Origin of the sequence: Streptacidiphilus sp. MAP12-16 (genome assembly GCF_041262165.1) — a bacterium.
Taxonomy (GTDB): Bacteria; Actinomycetota; Actinomycetes; order Streptomycetales; family Streptomycetaceae; genus Streptacidiphilus.
The window spans coordinates 36,803-54,452 of the sequence record NZ_JBGCBY010000020.1 but is presented as its reverse complement, the minus strand read 5'-3'; the positions used below and the strand labels follow the sequence as shown (position 1 = coordinate 54,452).

20 protein-coding genes are annotated in these 17,650 nt (G+C 68.9%); 11 read left to right on the top strand and 9 right to left on the bottom strand.

Going from position 1 to position 17,650, the window contains the following annotated elements:
* Nucleotides 1-3 precede the first annotated feature (3 nt).
* Nucleotides 4-534: a GNAT family N-acetyltransferase gene (locus ABIA33_RS24895; RefSeq protein ID WP_370084652.1), complete on the top strand. Its 531-nt coding sequence runs from the start codon at nucleotides 4-6 to the stop codon at nucleotides 532-534.
* Between the two features lie 135 nt (nucleotides 535-669).
* Here the strand turns inward: ABIA33_RS24895 and ABIA33_RS24890 are convergent, their stop codons facing one another.
* Complete coding sequence (locus tag ABIA33_RS24890; protein ID WP_370084651.1) at nucleotides 670-1,629, bottom strand: alpha/beta hydrolase family protein; 960 nt, start codon at nucleotides 1,627-1,629, stop codon at nucleotides 670-672.
* A 167-nt stretch (nucleotides 1,630-1,796) separates the two neighbouring features.
* On the opposite strand from ABIA33_RS24890, the gene ABIA33_RS24885 reads away from it, so the two are divergent.
* Both ABIA33_RS24885 and ABIA33_RS24880 read left to right on the top strand, forming a co-directional pair.
* Nucleotides 1,797-2,393: a TetR/AcrR family transcriptional regulator gene (locus tag ABIA33_RS24885; RefSeq protein WP_370084650.1), complete on the top strand. Its 597-nt coding sequence runs from the start codon at nucleotides 1,797-1,799 to the stop codon at nucleotides 2,391-2,393.
* A gap of 172 nt (nucleotides 2,394-2,565) precedes the next feature.
* A complete protein-coding gene (locus ABIA33_RS24880) occupies nucleotides 2,566-3,021 on the top strand; it encodes a helix-turn-helix transcriptional regulator (RefSeq protein ID WP_370084649.1) in 456 nt (151 codons plus the stop codon).
* Nucleotides 3,022-3,111: 90 nt separating this feature from the next.
* Here ABIA33_RS24880 and ABIA33_RS24875 read toward each other — a convergent pair whose 3' ends face one another.
* The 4 genes from ABIA33_RS24875 to ABIA33_RS24860 all read right to left on the bottom strand — a co-directional run bounded on the left by ABIA33_RS24875 (nucleotide 3,112) and on the right by ABIA33_RS24860 (nucleotide 6,526).
* A complete protein-coding gene (locus tag ABIA33_RS24875; RefSeq protein WP_370084648.1) occupies nucleotides 3,112-3,636 on the bottom strand; it encodes a pyridoxamine 5'-phosphate oxidase family protein in 525 nt (174 codons plus the stop codon).
* A gap of 198 nt (nucleotides 3,637-3,834) precedes the next feature.
* A complete protein-coding gene (locus ABIA33_RS24870) occupies nucleotides 3,835-4,227 on the bottom strand; it encodes a YciI family protein (protein ID WP_370084647.1) in 393 nt (130 codons plus the stop codon).
* A gap of 215 nt (nucleotides 4,228-4,442) precedes the next feature.
* Nucleotides 4,443-5,618, bottom strand: coding sequence for a pyridoxal phosphate-dependent aminotransferase (locus tag ABIA33_RS24865; protein ID WP_370084646.1), 1,176 nt, complete (start codon nucleotides 5,616-5,618; stop codon nucleotides 4,443-4,445).
* Nucleotides 5,615-6,526 carry a 2-dehydropantoate 2-reductase gene (locus ABIA33_RS24860; protein ID WP_370084645.1) on the bottom strand — a complete coding sequence of 304 codons (912 nt, stop codon included), beginning with the start codon at nucleotides 6,524-6,526 and terminating at the stop codon, nucleotides 5,615-5,617. Before ABIA33_RS24860 ends, ABIA33_RS24865 begins: the two co-directional genes overlap by 4 nt.
* Nucleotides 6,527-6,728: 202 nt before the next feature.
* Here ABIA33_RS24860 and ABIA33_RS24855 point away from each other — a divergent pair, with 202 nt between their 5' ends.
* Nucleotides 6,729-7,181, top strand: coding sequence for an Lrp/AsnC family transcriptional regulator (locus ABIA33_RS24855; RefSeq protein ID WP_370084644.1), 453 nt, complete (start codon nucleotides 6,729-6,731; stop codon nucleotides 7,179-7,181).
* Nucleotides 7,182-7,421: 240 nt separating this feature from the next.
* Here ABIA33_RS24855 and ABIA33_RS24850 read toward each other — a convergent pair whose 3' ends face one another.
* The 3 genes from ABIA33_RS24850 to ABIA33_RS24840 all read right to left on the bottom strand — a co-directional run bounded on the left by ABIA33_RS24850 (nucleotide 7,422) and on the right by ABIA33_RS24840 (nucleotide 9,081).
* Nucleotides 7,422-7,793: a nuclear transport factor 2 family protein gene (locus ABIA33_RS24850; protein ID WP_370084643.1), complete on the bottom strand. Its 372-nt coding sequence runs from the start codon at nucleotides 7,791-7,793 to the stop codon at nucleotides 7,422-7,424.
* 193 nt (nucleotides 7,794-7,986) lie between these two features.
* Nucleotides 7,987-8,286, bottom strand: a complete 300-nt coding sequence (locus ABIA33_RS24845) for a muconolactone Delta-isomerase family protein (RefSeq protein ID WP_370084642.1) — start codon at nucleotides 8,284-8,286, stop codon at nucleotides 7,987-7,989.
* 243 nt (nucleotides 8,287-8,529) lie between these two features.
* Entirely contained in the window at nucleotides 8,530-9,081 is a 552-nt protein-coding gene (locus ABIA33_RS24840) for a hemerythrin domain-containing protein (RefSeq protein WP_370084641.1), read from the bottom strand.
* A 268-nt stretch (nucleotides 9,082-9,349) separates the two neighbouring features.
* Here ABIA33_RS24840 and ABIA33_RS24835 point away from each other — a divergent pair, with 268 nt between their 5' ends.
* The 6 genes from ABIA33_RS24835 (at nucleotide 9,350) to ABIA33_RS24810 (ending at nucleotide 14,856) form a co-directional block, all read left to right on the top strand.
* Complete coding sequence (locus tag ABIA33_RS24835) at nucleotides 9,350-9,874, top strand: helix-turn-helix transcriptional regulator (RefSeq protein ID WP_370084640.1); 525 nt, start codon at nucleotides 9,350-9,352, stop codon at nucleotides 9,872-9,874.
* Nucleotides 9,871-10,593: an ABC transporter ATP-binding protein gene (locus tag ABIA33_RS24830; protein ID WP_370084639.1), complete on the top strand. Its 723-nt coding sequence runs from the start codon at nucleotides 9,871-9,873 to the stop codon at nucleotides 10,591-10,593. The genes ABIA33_RS24835 and ABIA33_RS24830 overlap by 4 nt, the downstream gene beginning before the upstream one ends.
* On the top strand, nucleotides 10,590-12,860 hold the full coding sequence (locus ABIA33_RS24825; RefSeq protein WP_370084638.1) for an FtsX-like permease family protein: 2,271 nt from the start codon (nucleotides 10,590-10,592) through the stop codon (nucleotides 12,858-12,860). The genes ABIA33_RS24830 and ABIA33_RS24825 overlap by 4 nt, the downstream gene beginning before the upstream one ends.
* A 395-nt stretch (nucleotides 12,861-13,255) precedes the next feature.
* The gene (locus tag ABIA33_RS24820) at nucleotides 13,256-13,666 is read left to right on the top strand and encodes a VOC family protein (RefSeq protein WP_370084637.1); all 411 of its coding nucleotides are present in this window, start codon (nucleotides 13,256-13,258) and stop codon (nucleotides 13,664-13,666) included.
* A 96-nt stretch (nucleotides 13,667-13,762) separates the two neighbouring features.
* On the top strand, nucleotides 13,763-14,227 hold the full coding sequence (locus ABIA33_RS24815) for a helix-turn-helix transcriptional regulator (RefSeq protein WP_370084636.1): 465 nt from the start codon (nucleotides 13,763-13,765) through the stop codon (nucleotides 14,225-14,227).
* A gap of 5 nt (nucleotides 14,228-14,232) precedes the next feature.
* On the top strand, nucleotides 14,233-14,856 hold the full coding sequence (locus tag ABIA33_RS24810) for a glyoxalase (RefSeq protein WP_370084635.1): 624 nt from the start codon (nucleotides 14,233-14,235) through the stop codon (nucleotides 14,854-14,856).
* Between the two features lie 266 nt (nucleotides 14,857-15,122).
* Here ABIA33_RS24810 and ABIA33_RS24805 read toward each other — a convergent pair whose 3' ends face one another.
* Nucleotides 15,123-15,611, bottom strand: coding sequence for a VOC family protein (locus tag ABIA33_RS24805; RefSeq protein WP_370084634.1), 489 nt, complete (start codon nucleotides 15,609-15,611; stop codon nucleotides 15,123-15,125).
* A 522-nt stretch (nucleotides 15,612-16,133) separates the two neighbouring features.
* Here ABIA33_RS24805 and ABIA33_RS24800 point away from each other — a divergent pair.
* Entirely contained in the window at nucleotides 16,134-17,285 is a 1,152-nt protein-coding gene (locus ABIA33_RS24800) for a lactonase family protein (RefSeq protein WP_370084633.1), read from the top strand.
* Nucleotides 17,286-17,650 lie beyond the last annotated feature (365 nt).

Genomic DNA, 17,650 nt, shown 5'->3' with positions numbered 1-17,650 from the left:
CCCATGCTGCAAGGTCACACGGTTGGGCTCCGGGCCCGGCACGAATCCGACGTCCCCGTCCTGCACACCGAGCTCTACAACGACGTCGCCACCCGCTCGCGGGCCGACAACCGGCCCTGGCGGCCACTCTCCTCCGGCTCCGCCGCATCCCCGTTCGCGGTCTGTGATCCCAGCGACGGCGCCGCCTGCTTCTCGGTGGTGACCCTGGAACGGGACGAACTGGCGGGCGAAGCGCTCCTGTGGGGCATCGACAACCACAACCGGTCAGCGCACCTGGGCCTGGCGCTGCGCCCGGCCTTCCGCGGACGAGGCCTGAGCACGGACATCATCCGGGTCCTGTGCTGGTACGGCTTCGGGGTGCGGGGGATGCAGCGGCTTCAGCTGGAGACCCTCTCCGACAACGACGCCATGCTGCGAGCGGCCGAGCGAGCCGGATTCGTCCGGGAGGGAACGCTCCGCCGGGCAGCCTGGGTCGACGGTGCGTTCGCTGACCAGGTCGTGCTGGGGATGCTGGCCGAGGAGTGGAAGCGCTGACGTTGCCTCGGGGTCGGCCCCGGAGTCCTAACTCAGCTACCAGGCCAGCCGAATCCGCCCGACCCCACACGATCAGGTGACGACATATCAGGCGAAACCTTGCGTTTCACCCACTGAAACTACTCACGCCCGGGCCTACTTGGATTCAACCCGTCCGAGCGGGTCGGGTCCGGCCGTCAGCGCGTCACATGCTGTCCGCCAAGCGGAATCCCCAGGGTAGAGCTCGGTGCGGAGGTAGGCCCAGGTGAGCCGCTGGACCACAGCGACTCGCTCGGGGTTCTCGTCCGTGGTCTCGGCGACGTCATATCCGGAGACCCCGCCGAGCCCGTGCTCTGCGTCGAACAGGGTGAGCAGGGACTTGGGGCCCGGGGAGAGGAAGTACGGATCGGCGTGCCAGTCCGGGCCCCGAACCGTCAGGTGGGGAGAGGCGTCCTTGTCCCCGGCGACCACGAGTGCGGGCGTCGTCATCTCGGAGAAGTCCGTGGTCGAGAAGAAGGAGAGATTCTCGGCCACGGACTCGGTGAGGGCATCGCCGCCCCTGCCGGGCGCGGCAAGCAGTACACCCGCCTTGATCCGGGGCTCGGCCAGCTTCACTTCCGTTCCGTCGTGCGGATCGGTGAGCCGGGCGCCCAGCAGCAGGCTCGCGGTGTGGCCGCCCATCGAGTGCCCGGCTACGGCGACCTTGCTTTGGTCCAGGCGCCCGAGGAGCTGCGGGACGGCGGCCTCGATCGCGTCGAGCTGGTCGAGGATGCGCGTCATGTCCTCGGCCCGTGATCGCCAGTACAGAGGCGCCCCGGGGGTATCGGGATCCAGGCTCAGCGTCCTGGAGCTCAGATGGGTGGGCTGGATCACGACGAAGCCGTGCGCCGCCCAGAAGTTGGCGAGGGGGGCGTAGCCGTTCAGCGAGGAGAGGTGGTTCGAGTAGCCCTGGCCGTGCGAGAGAAGGATGATCGGCAGCTCGCTTCCGTTCACGGGCGCGGAGACTCGCACCTGCAGATCCACGGCACGGCCGGGAGCCGGCAGCGATACCGGACTGACCGAGAGGACGGGAGCGGGCGAGCTGCCGGCGTCGGCTCCGTAGGTCGATTCACTCATGATGAGCATGTCCCTTTTCGTAGGCTTTGCTGCCGGTCTCGTTCGGCCGGCGGCGGGTGAGGCGGACAGGAGCGTCCCGCTTCGGCTAGGCTCAAAGCGGAGCCTCGTTCCGGAACGATACGGAGCAACGTTCCGTTTTGTCAACGGTCGTCCGGAAGGAAAGTGTGGTGTCCACTCCTAGCCAGTCCGGAGAGGTGCCTGCCCGAAGCAAGCGGGCCGACGCTCTGCGCAACCGGCAGACACTGCTGGACGCCGCCGCCGCTGTGTTCGTCACCTCCGGGGTCGACGCGCCGATCCGTGAGATCGCAGCCAGAGCCGGCGTCGGGATGGGGACGATCTACCGCCACTTCCCGACTCGGGCGGATCTCGTCGTCGCCGTCTACCGCCACCAGGTCGAGGCCTGCGCCGAGGCCGGCCCGACCCTGCTGGCCAGCGCCGACTCTCCGCTCGCAGCACTCCGGCAGTGGGCCGACCTCTTCGTTGATTTCCTGGTCACGAAGCACGGACTCGCCAACGCGCTGCAATCGGACAGCAGCGGCTTCGAAGCACTGCACAGCTACTTCCTCGACCGCTTGGAGCCCGTCTGCGCGCAGTTGCTCGACGCCGCAGTCGAAGCCGGCGAAATCCGACCCGGTACCCAGGCCTACGAATTGATGCGCGGCATCGGCAACCTCTGCATCGGACGGGACAGCGACCGGCGCTATGACCCCCGCCGACTGGTCGAACTACTCCTCCAGGGACTACGGCGACCGCAGTCATCCTGATGCCGACGACGCTCTCGGTGGACCGGACGTCGCCGGTCAGCGGCAGTACAGGGTCCGAACGCTTGCCCCGGCCATCGGTCAGCCCTCCGTGGCAGCGGCGGCGATCCCGCCAGGAGTGGGGGGACCGCAGCTGCGCTGGGCAACTCCGGCGCGACGTGACACGATCGTGCAGGTGACCAGCAGACCCGCCGCAGCGCAGCGCCTGCAGGACCTCGCGCGGCTGCGCCGGGTCCGCGACCGGATCGATCGGGAGTACGCGCAGCCGCTGAACGTCGAGGCGCTGGCCCGCGGCGTGAACATGTCGGCCGGGCACCTCAGCCGCCAGTTCCGGCTCGCCTACGGCGAGTCGCCGTACGCCTACCTGATGACCCGTCGCATCGAACGCGCAATGGCGCTGCTCCGCCGCGGCGACCTCAGCGTCACCGACGTCTGCTTCGCCGTCGGCTGCTCCTCACTGGGCACCTTCAGCACCCGCTTCATCGAACTGGTCGGCATGCCGCCCAGCACCTACCAACACCGCGCGGCAGACGCGACGGCAGGAATACCGTCATGCGTCGCGAAACAGGTCACCAGACCGATCAGGAATCGAGAAGCACCGGCCGCCGAGCCTGCACAGACGGCACCGTGAGGCGCTGAGCCGAGGTCTCTCATCCGTTTCGACTCGTCCTGCGCACGGATCGGGCGCACCGAAGGCCCGAGAACCCGCGGACCTCGTCGCTCAGCAGAACCACCACTTCGTCACACCGTGCGGCTCCTTCATGGCGGTGGCGACGACCGTGTGCACCGTCACCCGGTAGAGGTGCCAGGGCCCGGATCCGGCGCTCGGAGCGCTGTACGGGGCGGTGACGACGTCGCCGTCCGCCTCGGCGGGCCAGCCGACCTCGCGGTATCTGGCGGTGACCGCAGCGAGGACGGCCGGGTCTGTCTCGCGGACGGCTTCACCTTCGAAGACGAAGTCCCAGTCCTCGACGCCTGCGGAGACTGTGCAGCGCGGGTCGGCGCGGAGGTTCCGGGTCTTCTGGGCCTCGGGGTGCGTGGTGAAGAAGATCGCCCCCTCGTGCCAGACATGGCCGAAGCCGGCCGCGTGCGGGCGGCCGTCCGGGCGTACGGTGCCCAGGAACCAGGAGCGGCCGGGCCCGGCCCTGAAGGCGGCGATCGCCGCCTCGATACGGTCCCATTCCAGCGTCACGGTGCCGTACTGGGCATCGAGGTTCTTCGTCTTGAGGGGCTTGAGCTCGGTCATAGTGGTTCTCCCCACTCGGAAGGGTTGCCCTCACTCGGTATGACGTGACGCGCCGACGCCTACCGCTTCCTCGGCGATGTCGATCTCGAAGTCGCCCAGGAAGCGGATCGGGTCGCCACGCAGCGGCCGTGCTCGCTGCCCAAGACCTGCTCGGTCTCCTCGCGGGCGTCGCGCTGATCGGGTGAGGGCACCGGCCTACTACTGCTCCGCCGGGTCCTCCTGGAAGGGACGGACCTCAACAGGGCCCTGGCAGGCCCGGCTGCCGTCGGCCGCCAGCGCCAGCGCGGCGTCCAGGTCGGCGGCCTTGACGACCCAGAAGCCGCCCAGGTGCTCCTTGGTCTCCGCGAAGGGCCCGTCGGTGGTGACCACCTTCCCGTCCGCCTGGACGCTGACCACAGTGGCGGAGTCGGCGGGATACAGCCCACCGGCGAACACCCAAGCCCCCTCAGCCTGCAGCCGCTTGTTGAAGACCTCGACGTCGGCGTAGATCTTCTGCATCGCCTCGGGAGCAGGCGGCTCCTGGCCCTCAACCATGTGCACCGCCAGCAGGTACTGCTTCATGATCTTCTCCTCGTCGTGTGCGACCGGCATCCTGCCAGCCTGATGCAACCACTACGAATGGCAGCGGGCCGTATCGACACTCACCCTGAGATTCCATGCCCCGGGATGGACTACTGCGCTGCGCCGGGGGTTCGTCGATCTCGACACGGCGATGCCTCTCGGTCGTGGCAGGTCACTCCGCAGTCGTGGGATCTGGCATTCCCGCGCGGCGGTAGTGGCCGACCGACCGCCACCCGTCGCTCAGTTCATTGAAGACCGGCCACGAACTTCCCGAGCCGGGTGATCCCTTCGCGAAGGTCATCCGTTGACGCCGCGTACGAGAGGCGGACGTGCGTCTCCGCCGTGCGCACGCCGAAGTCCCTGCCCGGGGTGAGGGCGACGTGCGCTTCCTGCAGCGCGCGCTCGCAGAACTGCCAGGAGGTGAGTCCCGTCCGGCTGACATCGAAGTAGACGTAGAACGCGCCGTCGGGCGGGACCGGGACCGGCAGTCCGATCCGCGCCAGCCCCTCAAGGACGAGCGCGCGCCGCTGGGCGAACTCGAGGCGGCGTGCCTCGCAGACCGCGAGGGACTCGGGGGTGAAGCAGGCCAGAGCGGCATGCTGCGCGGGAGCCGAGGCGCAGAGGAAGTAGTTCTGGGCCAGGCGCTCCATCGCCGGCACAAGGGTCTCGGGGACGACGCACCAGCCCAGCCTCCAGCCGGTCATGCCGAAGTACTTCGAGAAGCTGTTGATGACGATGGCGTCGGGGTCGAGTGACAGCGCACTCTGCGGTGGCCGACCCCGGTCGTCGTGGTCGCTCAGGTCGAGGTAGATCTCGTCGACGATGCACCACGCGTCGCGCTCGCGAGCAAGGTGGCAGATCGCGGCCAGCTCGTCGGTCGGAACCGAGGTGCCCGTCGGGTTCGACGGGGTGGCGATCATGATCCCGCGCGTGCTGTCCGTCCACCGCGACCGCACCGATGCGGCGTCCAGCTGAAAGCGCGTCTCGGCGGTGGTGGGCACGAGGGTGACGCGGGCACCGAAGCTCTCGACGATCTGCCGGTTGCAGGGATACGACGGATCTCCGATGATCACCTCGTCACCGGGGTCGACGAGGGCGGCGGCGGCCAGTACCAGGGCGGCGGAGGCTCCCGCGGTCACAACGACCCGGGAGGGGTCCACTTCGACGCCGTGGCAGTCCCGGTAGAACTGCGCGATCGCCTGCCTCAGCGCGGGCAGTCCGAGGGCCGCGGTGTAGGTCATCGGCCGACCGTCCATGACCTCGCGCATTGCGTTCAGGACGGCCGGGGGCGCGCCGAAGTCCGGTTCGCCGATGCTGAGTTTGACGACGTGATGCCCCTGGGCTTCCAGCGTCGCGGCCTGTTTGCCGAACTCCATGGCATAGAACGGGGCGACGGCCTGGGCACGTTGGGAGATCCTCATGCCGCGACCTCCGGCTCGATCGCGGTCAGGAGCGCGAGGACGAACCGGTTGGCCGGAACTTCGACGCCATGGCGTTCGGCGGCTCGCACCACGGCACCCGTGAGGGCGTCGTATTCGAGGGGACGGCCGGCGAGGCGGTCTTCCCGCATCGAGGTGGTGCTGCCCTCGGGTACGTGTTGGAGCCAGTGCATGGCGCGATCGACGTGCTCCTCGGTCAGCGCTGCGCCGTCGGCCCGGCCGACGTCGACAGCCTCGGTCATGATGCGCCGGGCGATGCGCTCGATGCCGGGATCGCGCATGACCTCCACACGTCGACCGGTCAGGGCGGTCAAAGGGTTCGCGGTGATGTTGCTGAGCAGCTTCGCCCAGGCGACGGTCTTCAGGTCGGCTTTGGTGGAGGTGCGCACTTTGCCGGCGTTCAGTTCGGCGGCGACGGCGGCGCTGGCCGCGTCATCGGGCAGGGCGACGTCGAGTCCGCCGACCCGCCGGAGGATTGCGTGTCCGGGTGCGGTGCGCTCGACGTTGAGGTAGACGATGCTCGGCACGATGTGGGCCGGTCCGACGTAGGGAACGACGCGTTCGCGTTGCTCGACGCCGTTCTGCGCGACGAGCACCGTCGCGTCGGGGTGCGCGAGGGCGCGCAGCCAGTCCGCGACAGCTGCCGTGTGGTGCGCCTTCACGGCGACGATCGCGGTGGTGTGCCCCGCGATGTCAACCGGGTCGGCCACGTGACGGACGGGCCAGGTTTCCGGTATGCCGTCCTCGGTGATCTCGATGTGGTCGACGGGCTCGCGCCCGCCGCAGACGGTGATCGACCGGCCCGCTCGGGCCAGCGCGGAGGCCAGTGCGAGGCCGATCGCGCCCGCACCGATGACCGCGACGGGTCGCTCACTGGCGAGTGGGTTCATGTTGTCTTCCTGGTCGCCGGGGCGTTGGGGTGTTGCGTGAGGCCGGGAGCGGACGGAAGGACGATCAGGAGGAACGTCGTGCCCCATCGGCGGTTCTTCCCTCTCCGGTTCATCTTTACGAGAGGCAAGTTTAGGTGACATTGGGGCGAAGGTGTTTCTATGTCTTCTCCACATTCCCGCCTTATGGGGGAGAATCTTCTTCATGGATGACCTGGATCGGAAGATTCTTGCCGAGCTTCAGCTCGACGGCCGTCTGACGATCACCGAGCTGGCCGCCCGAGTGAAGCTGAGCGTCTCACCGTGCCACCGCCGTCTGCGAGACCTCGAACGCACAGGTGCGATCCGCGGCTACCGCGCGGTCGTGGACCCAGCCGCCGTCGGCCTGGACTTCGAGGCCCTGGTGTTCGCCACCCTGCGCTGGGAGGACCGCGACACCGTCGCCGCCTTCGAGCAGGCCGTGGCAGCGGTCCCGCACGTGGTGCAGGCACAGCGTCTGTTCGGTGAGCCCGACTACCTGTTGCGCGTAGTGGCCGCTGACCTGGCGGCCTTTCAGCAGCTCTACGACCAGCAGCTGGCCACCCTGCCGGGCGTCCAACGGCTGAACTCCACCATCGTCATGAAGCATGTCGTCAACGACCGCACGCTCCCCGAGTAGCCACCCGCCCAGATGCAGGTCGCGGCGGTGATCCGTCCCGAATCAGACGTGCCGGCGCCGCCCGCCTCCGGATGGTGCTCACCACCCGCTGACGCACTCGCCCCTTCGGCTGTGCCCAGGGCAGATGCCCCTCGAGAGGACTCACGTCGGAACCACGGGCGAATGGCCCGGGTTGGCGGCCCGCGATCGGTACACATGCTTCCAGTGACGGCCCATGTACGTGGTCATCTGACTGGCTCTTCAACCGAGGCTTGATACCTGGTAGTGGCTGATGTACCAGTTGTCTGCCGTCTGCTTGACCACCAGGCTCAGGTACACCGTGAGCGTGGGCCGGTCGGTGAAAGTGAAGTCGACGCTCATGTAGCCGAGCACGAGGTCTTCGGCCAACTGCCTGGTTTCGAGGATCCGGTAGTCGGCAGTCATTCCGAGCGGCTGGGAGTCGTAGTAGTCGGCGATGCTCTGCCGGCCGACGCTGTACGGATGGAGGCCCTGGAAGATCGCGTCCTCGCTGAAGTGGGAGGCGACCCGCTCGGGTTCGTGTGCGTCGACGGTTGCCTTCCACTCGTCGAGGACGCCACGAAGGATCGTCTCGTTGTCTGCTGTGCTGTTCATCGGACTTCTTCCCTGTGTGTGATGGGCACCGGCGCTCGCAGTCGGCCGCCGACGGCGGTCAGAACCGCGTGCGCGGGCGTGCCCTTCGGCACGGCGAGGTCGACCTTCTGGTTCGGGAAGGTAAGCCCAGTCGGGCCGGTGCGCCCTCCCGCGAGAACGGTCATCGCGACATGTGCAGGTGCGTGGGCGTCGGTCAGCTGCGGGCAGCGTTGGGGTCATTGGGGTGAGGCGATAGCGGAGTGATCTCATCGGTGCGCCATACGCGCAGCGGCATCGAGGCCAGGACCTCCTCGAGCTGGCCACTGTCATCGGCAGCGAAGAGCCCGAGTGTGCGCCACTCGCCCGGTTGCAGCGGAGGGCGCCACAGGCGGAGCAGGTGTCCCTGAGCCACGAGCTCACGCGACCGTGCGGCCTCGCGGGCGCGGATGTCCTCGACGGCTTGCTCCGAGGTCCCGTCCGGGACGTGGGTGGTCATCGTGACCAGGTATTCCATGATCATCTCCCTCGTGGGCGGCAGCACTCGTCTGTACTTTACGGCCGGCGGCTGGGGCGGCCTGGATGTCGTCCTCGCGCTACCTCGTCCGCGCTGGGATCGCGAACGAGCGCCATGATGGGCCCTGGTGGGCGCCCTGGCCAACGTCCGGACCCCGGACGCCGACTCGGACGCACTGGGCCCCGGGTGCCTTCAGGTCGCAGTCTTCGGTTCCGGGCTCGGGGAGGTGTTCCGGGAAATTGCTCATGCCTTACCCCGGCCGGCCATGAAGTCGCGGACCCGGTCGACCAGGCTGACGCCGGGAGCCAGAAGCTTGCTCTCGGGCGGAACCGAGGGGTGCGGGTGGGTGGGCGCCTTCTCCTTGGCCTCACGGATCCGCTCGCCCAGTTCGTCCAACTGCTGCGGAGAGCACACCTTGGCCAGGGCCGGGAGCAGGCGCTCCTCCTCGTCGGCGACGTGCGCCTTGACCTCGGTGACCACCTTGGACAGCAGGGCGTTGAACGCGGCCTGGTTCGCGTGGCTGTGCTCCAGTTCCTTCAGGAGCTTCTCGATGGTGGCATGGTCGGCGATCTGCTTGTCGGCAAGCGCGTGGCCGCCCGGCACATGCTCGCGCACCGCCGGATACAGGTACCTCTCCTCCGCCACCGAGTGCCGCACCAGCGAGGTGGTGAAGCGGTCCGCGATCTCCCCGCGCCGCGGGTCACCCGCGGCCAGGGCCTGGATCTGCTCGAAGAGTTCCTCCACCTCACGGTGGTCGGCGGTCAGTTCCGCGATGACGTTCCCACCATGTCCCATGGCGTCCACCTCTCGTTCGAAATTACGCAGACCGCTCTCTGTGTAATCGCTGCCCCTCACGGCGCCCGGCACGCTGCGCATAGCGCTGGGGCACAATCACCCGCTTGGCCCCGGGCCGGCTCATCAAGTGACAGTGCTGCGTGCCTCGGTTGTCCGACCGCGCGGGTGGGTACGACCTCGGCTCCGCCGACCTGCACCATGCCCCCGCAAGCGCCCATGTCACCGCATGTATAGACGGAGAGTATACTCTGAGCGTACATTCCCCTTCATGAGTGTTCCTCTTATGCTGCTTGGCTTGCTCGAACGGGAGCCCAGCCATGGCTACGACCTCAAACGTGACTACGACGCCTTTTTCGGTCGCGGCAAACCGCTACCGTTCGGCCAGGTCTACGCAACCCTCAGTCGGCTGGCACGCGACGGCAAAGTGGTGGTCGGAGAGACCGAGCCAGGCGCTGGGCCCGACCGCAAGCGCTACGTCATCACCGACGCCGGGGCGACCGAATTCGAGGCCTGGCTGGCCGAGCCGGTCGCAGCCGAGCCGCACCTGCAGACGGTGCTGTTCAGCAAGGTCGTGCTCGCGCTGATGCTGGGGCGCGACGCCGAGCGCTACCTCGACGCCCAGCGCGCCGCGCATCTGCAGCGGATGCGCGAGCTGACGGAGATCAAGCGGAGCAGCGGTCTGGTCGACGCACTGCTCGCCGATCACGGCCTGTTCCACCTGGAATCCGATCTGCGGTGGATCGACCTCACCGCTGCCCGCCTCGACGCGCTTTCGGAGGCGGTGCGGTCATGAATGCCACCAACGATCCCGAGCAATCCACGGCCGCCGGCTGCATCATCGAGGCCCGTGACGTGGTCCTGTCGTTCGGGCGGACACCGGCGCTGCAGGGCGCAAGCGTGTCGGTGGGCCCCGGAGAGATCCTGGCCGTCATGGGCCCGAGCGGCTCGGGTAAGACGACGCTGCTGCACTGCCTGGCCGGGATCCTGACCCCGGCGGCCGGGGAGATCCACTTCGCCGGACGCCGGGTCGACACCATGGGTGAGACCGAACGCAGCACCCTGCGCCGGGACCGGTTCGGGTTCGTCTTCCAGTTCGGCCAGCTGGTCCCCGAGCTGACCGCCGAGGAGAACATCGCGCTGCCGCTGCTGCTCGGCGGGACCCGCCGGGCGGCGGCGCTCAAGGAAGCCGGCACGTGGTTCGAGCGGCTCGGCCTGGGCGGGCTGGAGAAGCGCCGCTCCGGCGAACTGTCCGGGGGGCAGGCACAGCGTGTCGCGCTCGCCCGCGGCCTGGTCACCCGGCCGGAGATCCTGTTCGCGGACGAGCCGACCGGGTCGCTCGACTCGCTCACCGGTGAGCAGGTGATGGACTTGTTGGTTGACGCCGCCCGCGAGCAGGGCACCACGGTCATCCTGGTCACCCACGAGCCCAGGGTGGCCGCCTACGCGGACCGCGAAGTGATCGTGCGTGACGGAAAAGTGAACTCGCTCTCGGCCGACCGGCTCGCCTCATGATCCGTTTCGGTCTTCGGCTCACCCTGAGCGGCGGCAGGGAAGCAGTGGCCCGCCTGATGGTGATCGCGGCCGCCGTGGCGCTGGGAGTGGGCCTGCTGCTGGTCACCCTGGCGGGCATCAATGCGGTCAATGCCCAGAACGCCCGTTACGCATGGCTCAACTCGGGGAATCCCACTGCCACGTCGGCCGGCGTCAAGCCGTCGCCCGATCCGCTGTGGGGGGCACTCGGCATCGATCTCTATCAGGGCAAGGAGATCACCCGCGTCGACGTCGCCGCCACCGGGCCCCAGTCGCCGGTCCCGCCGGGCATCGCGCACCTGCCAGGCCCCGGCCAGTACTACGCCTCACCGGCCCTCAGCACGCTGCTCCGCTCCGCTCCGGCCACTGAACTCGGGGACCGCTACCCCGGAAGCCAGATCGGCACGATCGGCCAGGCAGCGCTCCCCTCCCCCGACTCACTGATCATCATCGTCGGCCACACCGCCGACCAGCTGTCGCACGTGCCCGGCGCCGCGCAGGTGACCAGCATCGCCAACAAAACGCCCAGCAGCTGCAGCGGCTGTCAGCACGGCACCAACGCCGCGGGCATGGATCTGATCCTGTCCGTCACCTCGGCGGCACTGCTGTTCCCCGTGCTCATCTTCATCGGCACCGCGACCCGGCTCGCCGCGGCACGCCGCGAACAACGCTTCGCGGCGATGCGCCTGGTCGGTGCGACGCCTCGACAGGTCTCGGTGATCTCGGCCGTGGAGTCCAGCGTCGCGGCTGTCGTGGGCACAGCCGCCGGCTTCGGACTGTTCTTCCTGCTACGGGTGCCGCTGGCGGGTGTGCCCTTCACCCGCGAGCCCTTCTACCCCAGCGATCTCACGCTCGGGCTGCTCGACATCCTGCTCGTCGCGGTCGGTGTCCCGGTGGCGGCGGCGGGCGCGGCCCGACTTGCGCTGCGGCGCGTGCGGATCTCCCCGTTGGGGGTGAGCCGGCGCGTCACCCCGCGACCGCCACGGGCCTACCGGGTGGTCCCGCTCGCCGTCGGCATCGGCGAACTCGCCTATTTCGTCGGCAGACGCCCACCCACCACCAACGGCCAGGTACTGGCGTATCTCCCGGGGATCTTCCTGATGATGGGTGGCCTGGTCATCGCCGGACCGTGGCTGACCATGGTCGGGGCCCGGATCATGGCCCGGCGGACCAACCGGCCGGCGACGCTCATCGCCGCGCGACGGCTCTCGGACGACCCGAAGGCCGGCTTCCGCGCCGTCAGCGGGCTCGTCCTCGCGCTCTTCGTCACCAGCACGGCCGTCGGGGTGATCACCACGCTGGTCGACAACCAAGGCATCCCCAGCGGCATTTCACACAGCGCGGCGGCCGAGAGCACCGTGGCCGACGAGTTCTGGCCGGTTCAGACCGGTTCAGGTCCGCGGGCGAGCGTCGCGACGTCGGCCCCGGCAACCGTGACGTCCAAGCTGGCCTCGATCCAGGGCGTCCAAGCGGTGCTGGTGACCCACGCCAACCCCAGCGCGTTCGGGAACTCCCAAAGGAACGACACCGTCAGCCCCGGCCTGGTCTCCTGCGCCGAGCTCTCCCGCGCTCCGTCTCTCGGTCGCTGCGAAGCCGGCGTGCAGGTGGCATCGGTCGACCCGGGATTCGTATACTTCGGCGGGGGCGGCAAGCCCCACGGCTCGCCGGTCTGGCCCGCGGCGTCCGTCTCCGGCGAACAGCTGCAGAGCCTCCCGTTGCTGTCGATCGTCGTGGCCACCAACGGGTCGACATCGGCGATCGAGCAGGCCAAGACTGTCCTCGAGGTCGCCTACCCCTACCAGCGGTATCCCATCAGCACCATGGCCGAGTTCTTCTCCTCCACCTCGAAGGTCCTCACCGGATACCAGCAACTGGCCAACGTGGTGATCCTGGTCAGCCTCGCTGTTGCCGGCTGCAGCCTGGCGGTGAGCGTCGCCGGCGGCGTGAGCGAACGCAAACGCCCCTTCAGCCTGCTGCGGCTGACCGGTGTTCCGCTCGGCATGCTGCGCCGCATGGTCGCCATGGAGAGCGCGGTCCCGCTCCTGCTCGTCGCCGTCGTGGCGAGCGGGTCAGGATTCCTGGCCGCCGGGCTGTTCCTCCGATCGCAGGAGAACTACTCGCTTCGAGCGCCAGGAACCGAGTACTACGTCATCGTCGCCCTGGGGCTCGCCGTCTCGCTCGGGATCATCGCCTCAACTCTCCCGCTGCTCAAGCGGATCACCGGGCCCGAGACCGCCAGGAACGAATGAGCTGAGGACCCGCAACGAGCATGGGACCGGTCATCTCGAGCACGTCGCACTCGCTCGACGGTTCGTCACCGGCCCGAACGGATCACGGCAGGAGGCGCTGGGCGTCGGCGGCAGGGCTCTGCCCGCCTGGCGGTTCGAGCGGCACGGCGAGCGGGTGAACCGGGGCCGCCCGAGCGAGCGAGGTCGCTCGGCCGGCGCCGCCGTCCTCACAGCGGTGAAACGTTTGCGCCACGCCCGGACCGTGTCCGGTTGCCCGGCCCAACGGCCGGGCGATGGCCGCGTCGGACGCACCGTCCGCCGCGGCCAGAGCGCCGTCGCGCGTGGCGCAAACAGGTGGCCGGACCGATCAGGATTCGAGAAGCGCCGGCCACCGAGCCGCAGCTAACGTGATGGCCATGGACATCACCATTCACACGAGCTTCCTCCCGCATGACGACCCGGACGCCGCCCTGGCCTTCTACCGCGACACCCTCGGCTTCGAGGTCCGCACCGACGTCGGACACGGCAAGATGCGCTGGATCACGGTCGGCCCTGTCGACCAGCCCGGCACGTCCATCCTCCTGGCTCCGCCGGCCGCCGACCCCGGAGTCACCGAGGACGAGCGCCGCACCATCCTCGAGATGATGGCCAAGGGCACCTACGGCTGGATCCTGCTGGCCACCCGGGACCTCGACGGCACCTTCGAGAAGCTGCAGGCCGGCGACGCCGAGGTCGTCCAGGAGCCGACCGAGCAGCCGTACGGCATCCGCGACTGCGCCTTCCGTGATCCCGCGGGCAACCTGGTGCGCATCCAAGAGCTTCGCTGAGCCGTTCAGTATCCGATGTTTCACCCGCGAGCATCTCGCCGCCTACCGCGCCATCGAGCCCAGGTGCTCGCGGACATCGATGAAAGGAGTTCTCTCATGTGCCATCCCGCATGGGGGCGCGCACTCACCGCAGCGCAGCGCCTGAAGGACCTCGCGCGGCTGCGCCGGGTCCGCGACCGGATCGACCGGGAGTACGCGCAGCCGCTGAACGTCGAGGCGCTGGCCCGCGGCGTGAACATGTCGGCCGGGCACCTCAGCCGCCAGTTCCGGCTCGCCTACGGCGAGTCGCCGTACGCCTACCTGATGACCCGTCGCATCGAACGCGCAATGGCGCTGCTCCGCCGCGGCGACCTCAGCGTCACCGACGTCTGCTTCGCCGTCGGCTGCTCCTCACTGGGCACCTTCAGCACCCGCTTCACCGAACTGGTCGGCATGCCGCCCAGCACCTACCAACACCGCGCGGCAGACACGACGGCAGGAATACCGTCATGCGTCGCGAAACAGGTCACCAGACCGATCAGGAATCGAGAAGCACCGGCCGCCGACCTGCAACTAGCGTGACGGCTATGACTTCCATCGAATCCCTCACCCTTGAGGTGGCCGACCCGACGGCCGCCACCCGCTTCTACACCGCCTTCGGTCTGGGCTCGCAGGTACGCCTGCGGGCCTCGGAGACAGCAACGACCGGCTTCCGCGGGTTCGCGCTGTCGCTCACTGCGTCCCAGCCGGCCACCGTCAACAGCCTCATCGGCGCCGCCCTCGACGCCGGTGCCACGCCGCTGAAGCCCGCCGCGAAGTCGTTCTGGGGCTACGGCGGCGTCGTCCGGGCCCCGGACGGGACGATCTGGAAGGTCGCGACGTCGGCGAAGAAGGACACCGGCCCGGCCACCCTGCAGATCGACGAGATCGTGCTCCTGCTGGGAGCCTCGGACGTCGCCGCGAGCAAGCGCTTCTACGTTGACCGCGGCCTCACCGTGGCGAAGAGCTTCGGCCGCAAGTACGTCGAGTTCGCCACTGGGTCGAGTCCCGTCAAGCTGGCGCTCTACGGGCGCCGTGCCCTGGCCAAGGACGTCGGCGTCCCGATCGACGGCACCGGATCGCACCGGCTCGTGATGGGCAGCGATACCGGGTCCTTCACCGACCCGGACGGGTTCGCCTGGGAGTCCGCATCGCCGACACCCACGCCCTGACCTGCCACTGCTGCCTGCCCGACCTGGCCGCAGATCACGAGACGGCGGCCGCGCCCGCCGGCGGTCGGACCTCGGACTTCGACCCGCGTGAGCTCGACGAGCCCTACCGGTACCTCCGGGTCCGGCCACGGCGCATCCAGACCTGGCGGGAGGCGAACGAGTTGCGGGGACGGGACCTCATGCGCGACGGCCGCTGGCTCGGCTGACCGCCTCACGGGAACACACCGAACGGCTGACCCAGTGGAGTGAGGTCGCCCCAGCGGCAGTTACCAGGCGTACACCCGGGAGATGATCCGGCGGCGCACCGCCTCCTCGGGCCCCGGGTGGGTCACCACCACGGTGTTGCCGCTCGGATCGCGGCCCTCGACCCAGACGAAGCCCTCAGCCGCCTGGGTTGTGGTGTGGAGGTGTCGATCCTTGAGCAGCTGCTCGCAGCGACGCAGTTCCACAGCGCTGGGAGCCGTCCAGATCACGCTGTGCACTCCGATGCCGCCGATCACGTGCTCTGCGTGTGGGCTCAATGAGCGCAGATACAGCTGGGAGCCCTCGCGGCTGACCAGCAACGCGGCAGTGGCGGTCCGGTGGGACACCGCCAACCCCAGGAGGTCGCAGTAGAAGCCCACCGGCTGCTCGAGCTCGAACACGTTCAACACCACTGACGCCAGGCGGTACGCCGGCGCGGCCGCGGTACCGCTGTCAGCGCCCTGACCTGACGGTTGGTCGCTGGACGGTGCCGGGTTCGGCGTGGATCCCACGGGAGGTCTCCTTCTGTGCGCTGCGCTCGGGTCATAGCCGACGTTAGCCCAGCGGCAGCGCCGTCGCGCGGGTGCGGCGTGACGGGCGGGCGGGTTTCGGACGGTGGGCCGAGCTCGGGAACTCCATCGCCGCGCGCCAGGGTTTCGCGAAGGTCATGTGTGTGACACCGCTACCCATCAAGGCGCGGCCCCTACCGCCGCCACCGAGCGCCCGGGAGGCGCCGGGGTAGCGGTCGCCCACGAGGGCGACGGGATCGACCCGGACACTCAGCTGGGCTGGAGCGTCGTGGTCACGGCCACTCACGCGGATCCACCGGTAGCGGGGCTCTGCCGTTCGGGTCGCCGGTTCGGCCCTCCCGCAGCGCCTCCACTCCTTCTGACGTATCGCCATATAACGTCACAAATGAGGGCATCCGATGGCCCGGGAAGCGTGATCCGGCACCGAGGCCTTCGCTCGCGTCGCGCGGCTCACCTCGGCTGGGCTGTCGAACCCGATTCCCCTTCGCAAGGAGAGACCTCAGCGTGCACGCTTCCCTTCGTCTCGGCATCGCCGCCGCGACCGCGCTTGCGACCACGGCCGTACTGGCCGTGTCCGCCCCGTTCGCCACCGCCGGCGGCCACGACGACTGGTACGGCAACGGCGGCGACCACGCCGTATTCGTCCAGACCGACAACCTCGCAGGCAACCAGATCATCGCCTACCACCGCCACGGCGACGGACACCTGACCAAGGCCGCCAGCTACGACACCTCGGGCCTGGGCGGCGCGCTGGACGGGTCGGTCGTCGACCACCTCGCCTCCCAAGGATCCCTCACCTACGATCCGCGGCACGCCCTGCTCTACGCAGTCAACGCCGGCAGCGACACTGTCTCCGTCTTCTCCGTCGACGGCGAGAAGCTCAAGCTGCGACAGGTCATCGGGTCCGGAGGCACGTTCCCGGTGAGCGTCGCGGTGCACGACGACCTCGTCTACGTCCTCAACGCGCTGGACGGCGGCTCGATCCAGGGCTACACCGTCGACGACCAGCGACTGCACCTCAAGAAGGACTGGCACCGCTCACTTGGCCTGGACCCGAACGCCACACCCGTGTTCACTCACACACCCGGACAGGTCGGCTTCGTCGCCGACGGTTCGCAGCTCGTGGTGACGACCAAGGCGAACGGCAACAACATCGACGTGTTCAACCTCAATCATTCCGGAGCGCCCTCGAAGTCTCCCGAGGTCACAGCCGACCCCGACGCGGTTCCCTTCGGCTTCGTCTCGAGTCAGCGGCGGCTGTTCATGACCGAAGCCGGACCCAACGCCCTGTCGACATTCACAGTCCACCGTGACGGCACAGCGACCAAGACGGCCTCCGCACTCACTGGACAGCAGGCCACCTGCTGGGTGACCTTCGCCGGCAAGGAGCTGCTCTACACCTCGAACGCGGGCAGTTCGAGCCTCAGCGGCTACCGGGTCGACCGCCAAGGTAACCTGACCCACCTGGGCACGACGACGACGGACCCTGGCACCGTCGACGCCGCCTCGGCCTCGGGCGGTCGCTTCCTCTATGTCCAGACCGGGGCCAACGGCATTCTCGACGAATTCGCGGTCAACCGCGACGGCTCGCTGACCTCGCTGGGCTCCGAGACGGTCCCCGGCGCTGTCGGCGGCGAGGGCATCGTCGCCTTCTGATCACACTCCACACGATTCGGTGCGCCGGACGCGGGCCCCAATTGCCTGCCAGCGTCCGGCGCACCGTGGTAAGGCCAGGTTCGTGCGCTGTGCGGGCCTGACCGGGGCCCGGGCCTCCTTGCGCGTGGCCGCAAGCCCTGCTGCCGCTCGCTGTCCTGATCGCGCCGCTGCGGGGCCACTGCCAGGGCACGCGATGCCTCCTGCGAGCGGCCGGTGGTGCCTGGTCTCTCCCGGTCTCCCCGAAATGAGGGAGACCGGGTTCCCGCTGCGTGGTGAGGCGTCGCGCAGGCGGCTGGGACAGGCTGGGGGCACGCCCCGTAAAGGTCCGGGGAGTTGCCATGAGTCACCGATTTCACCGTTTCCCC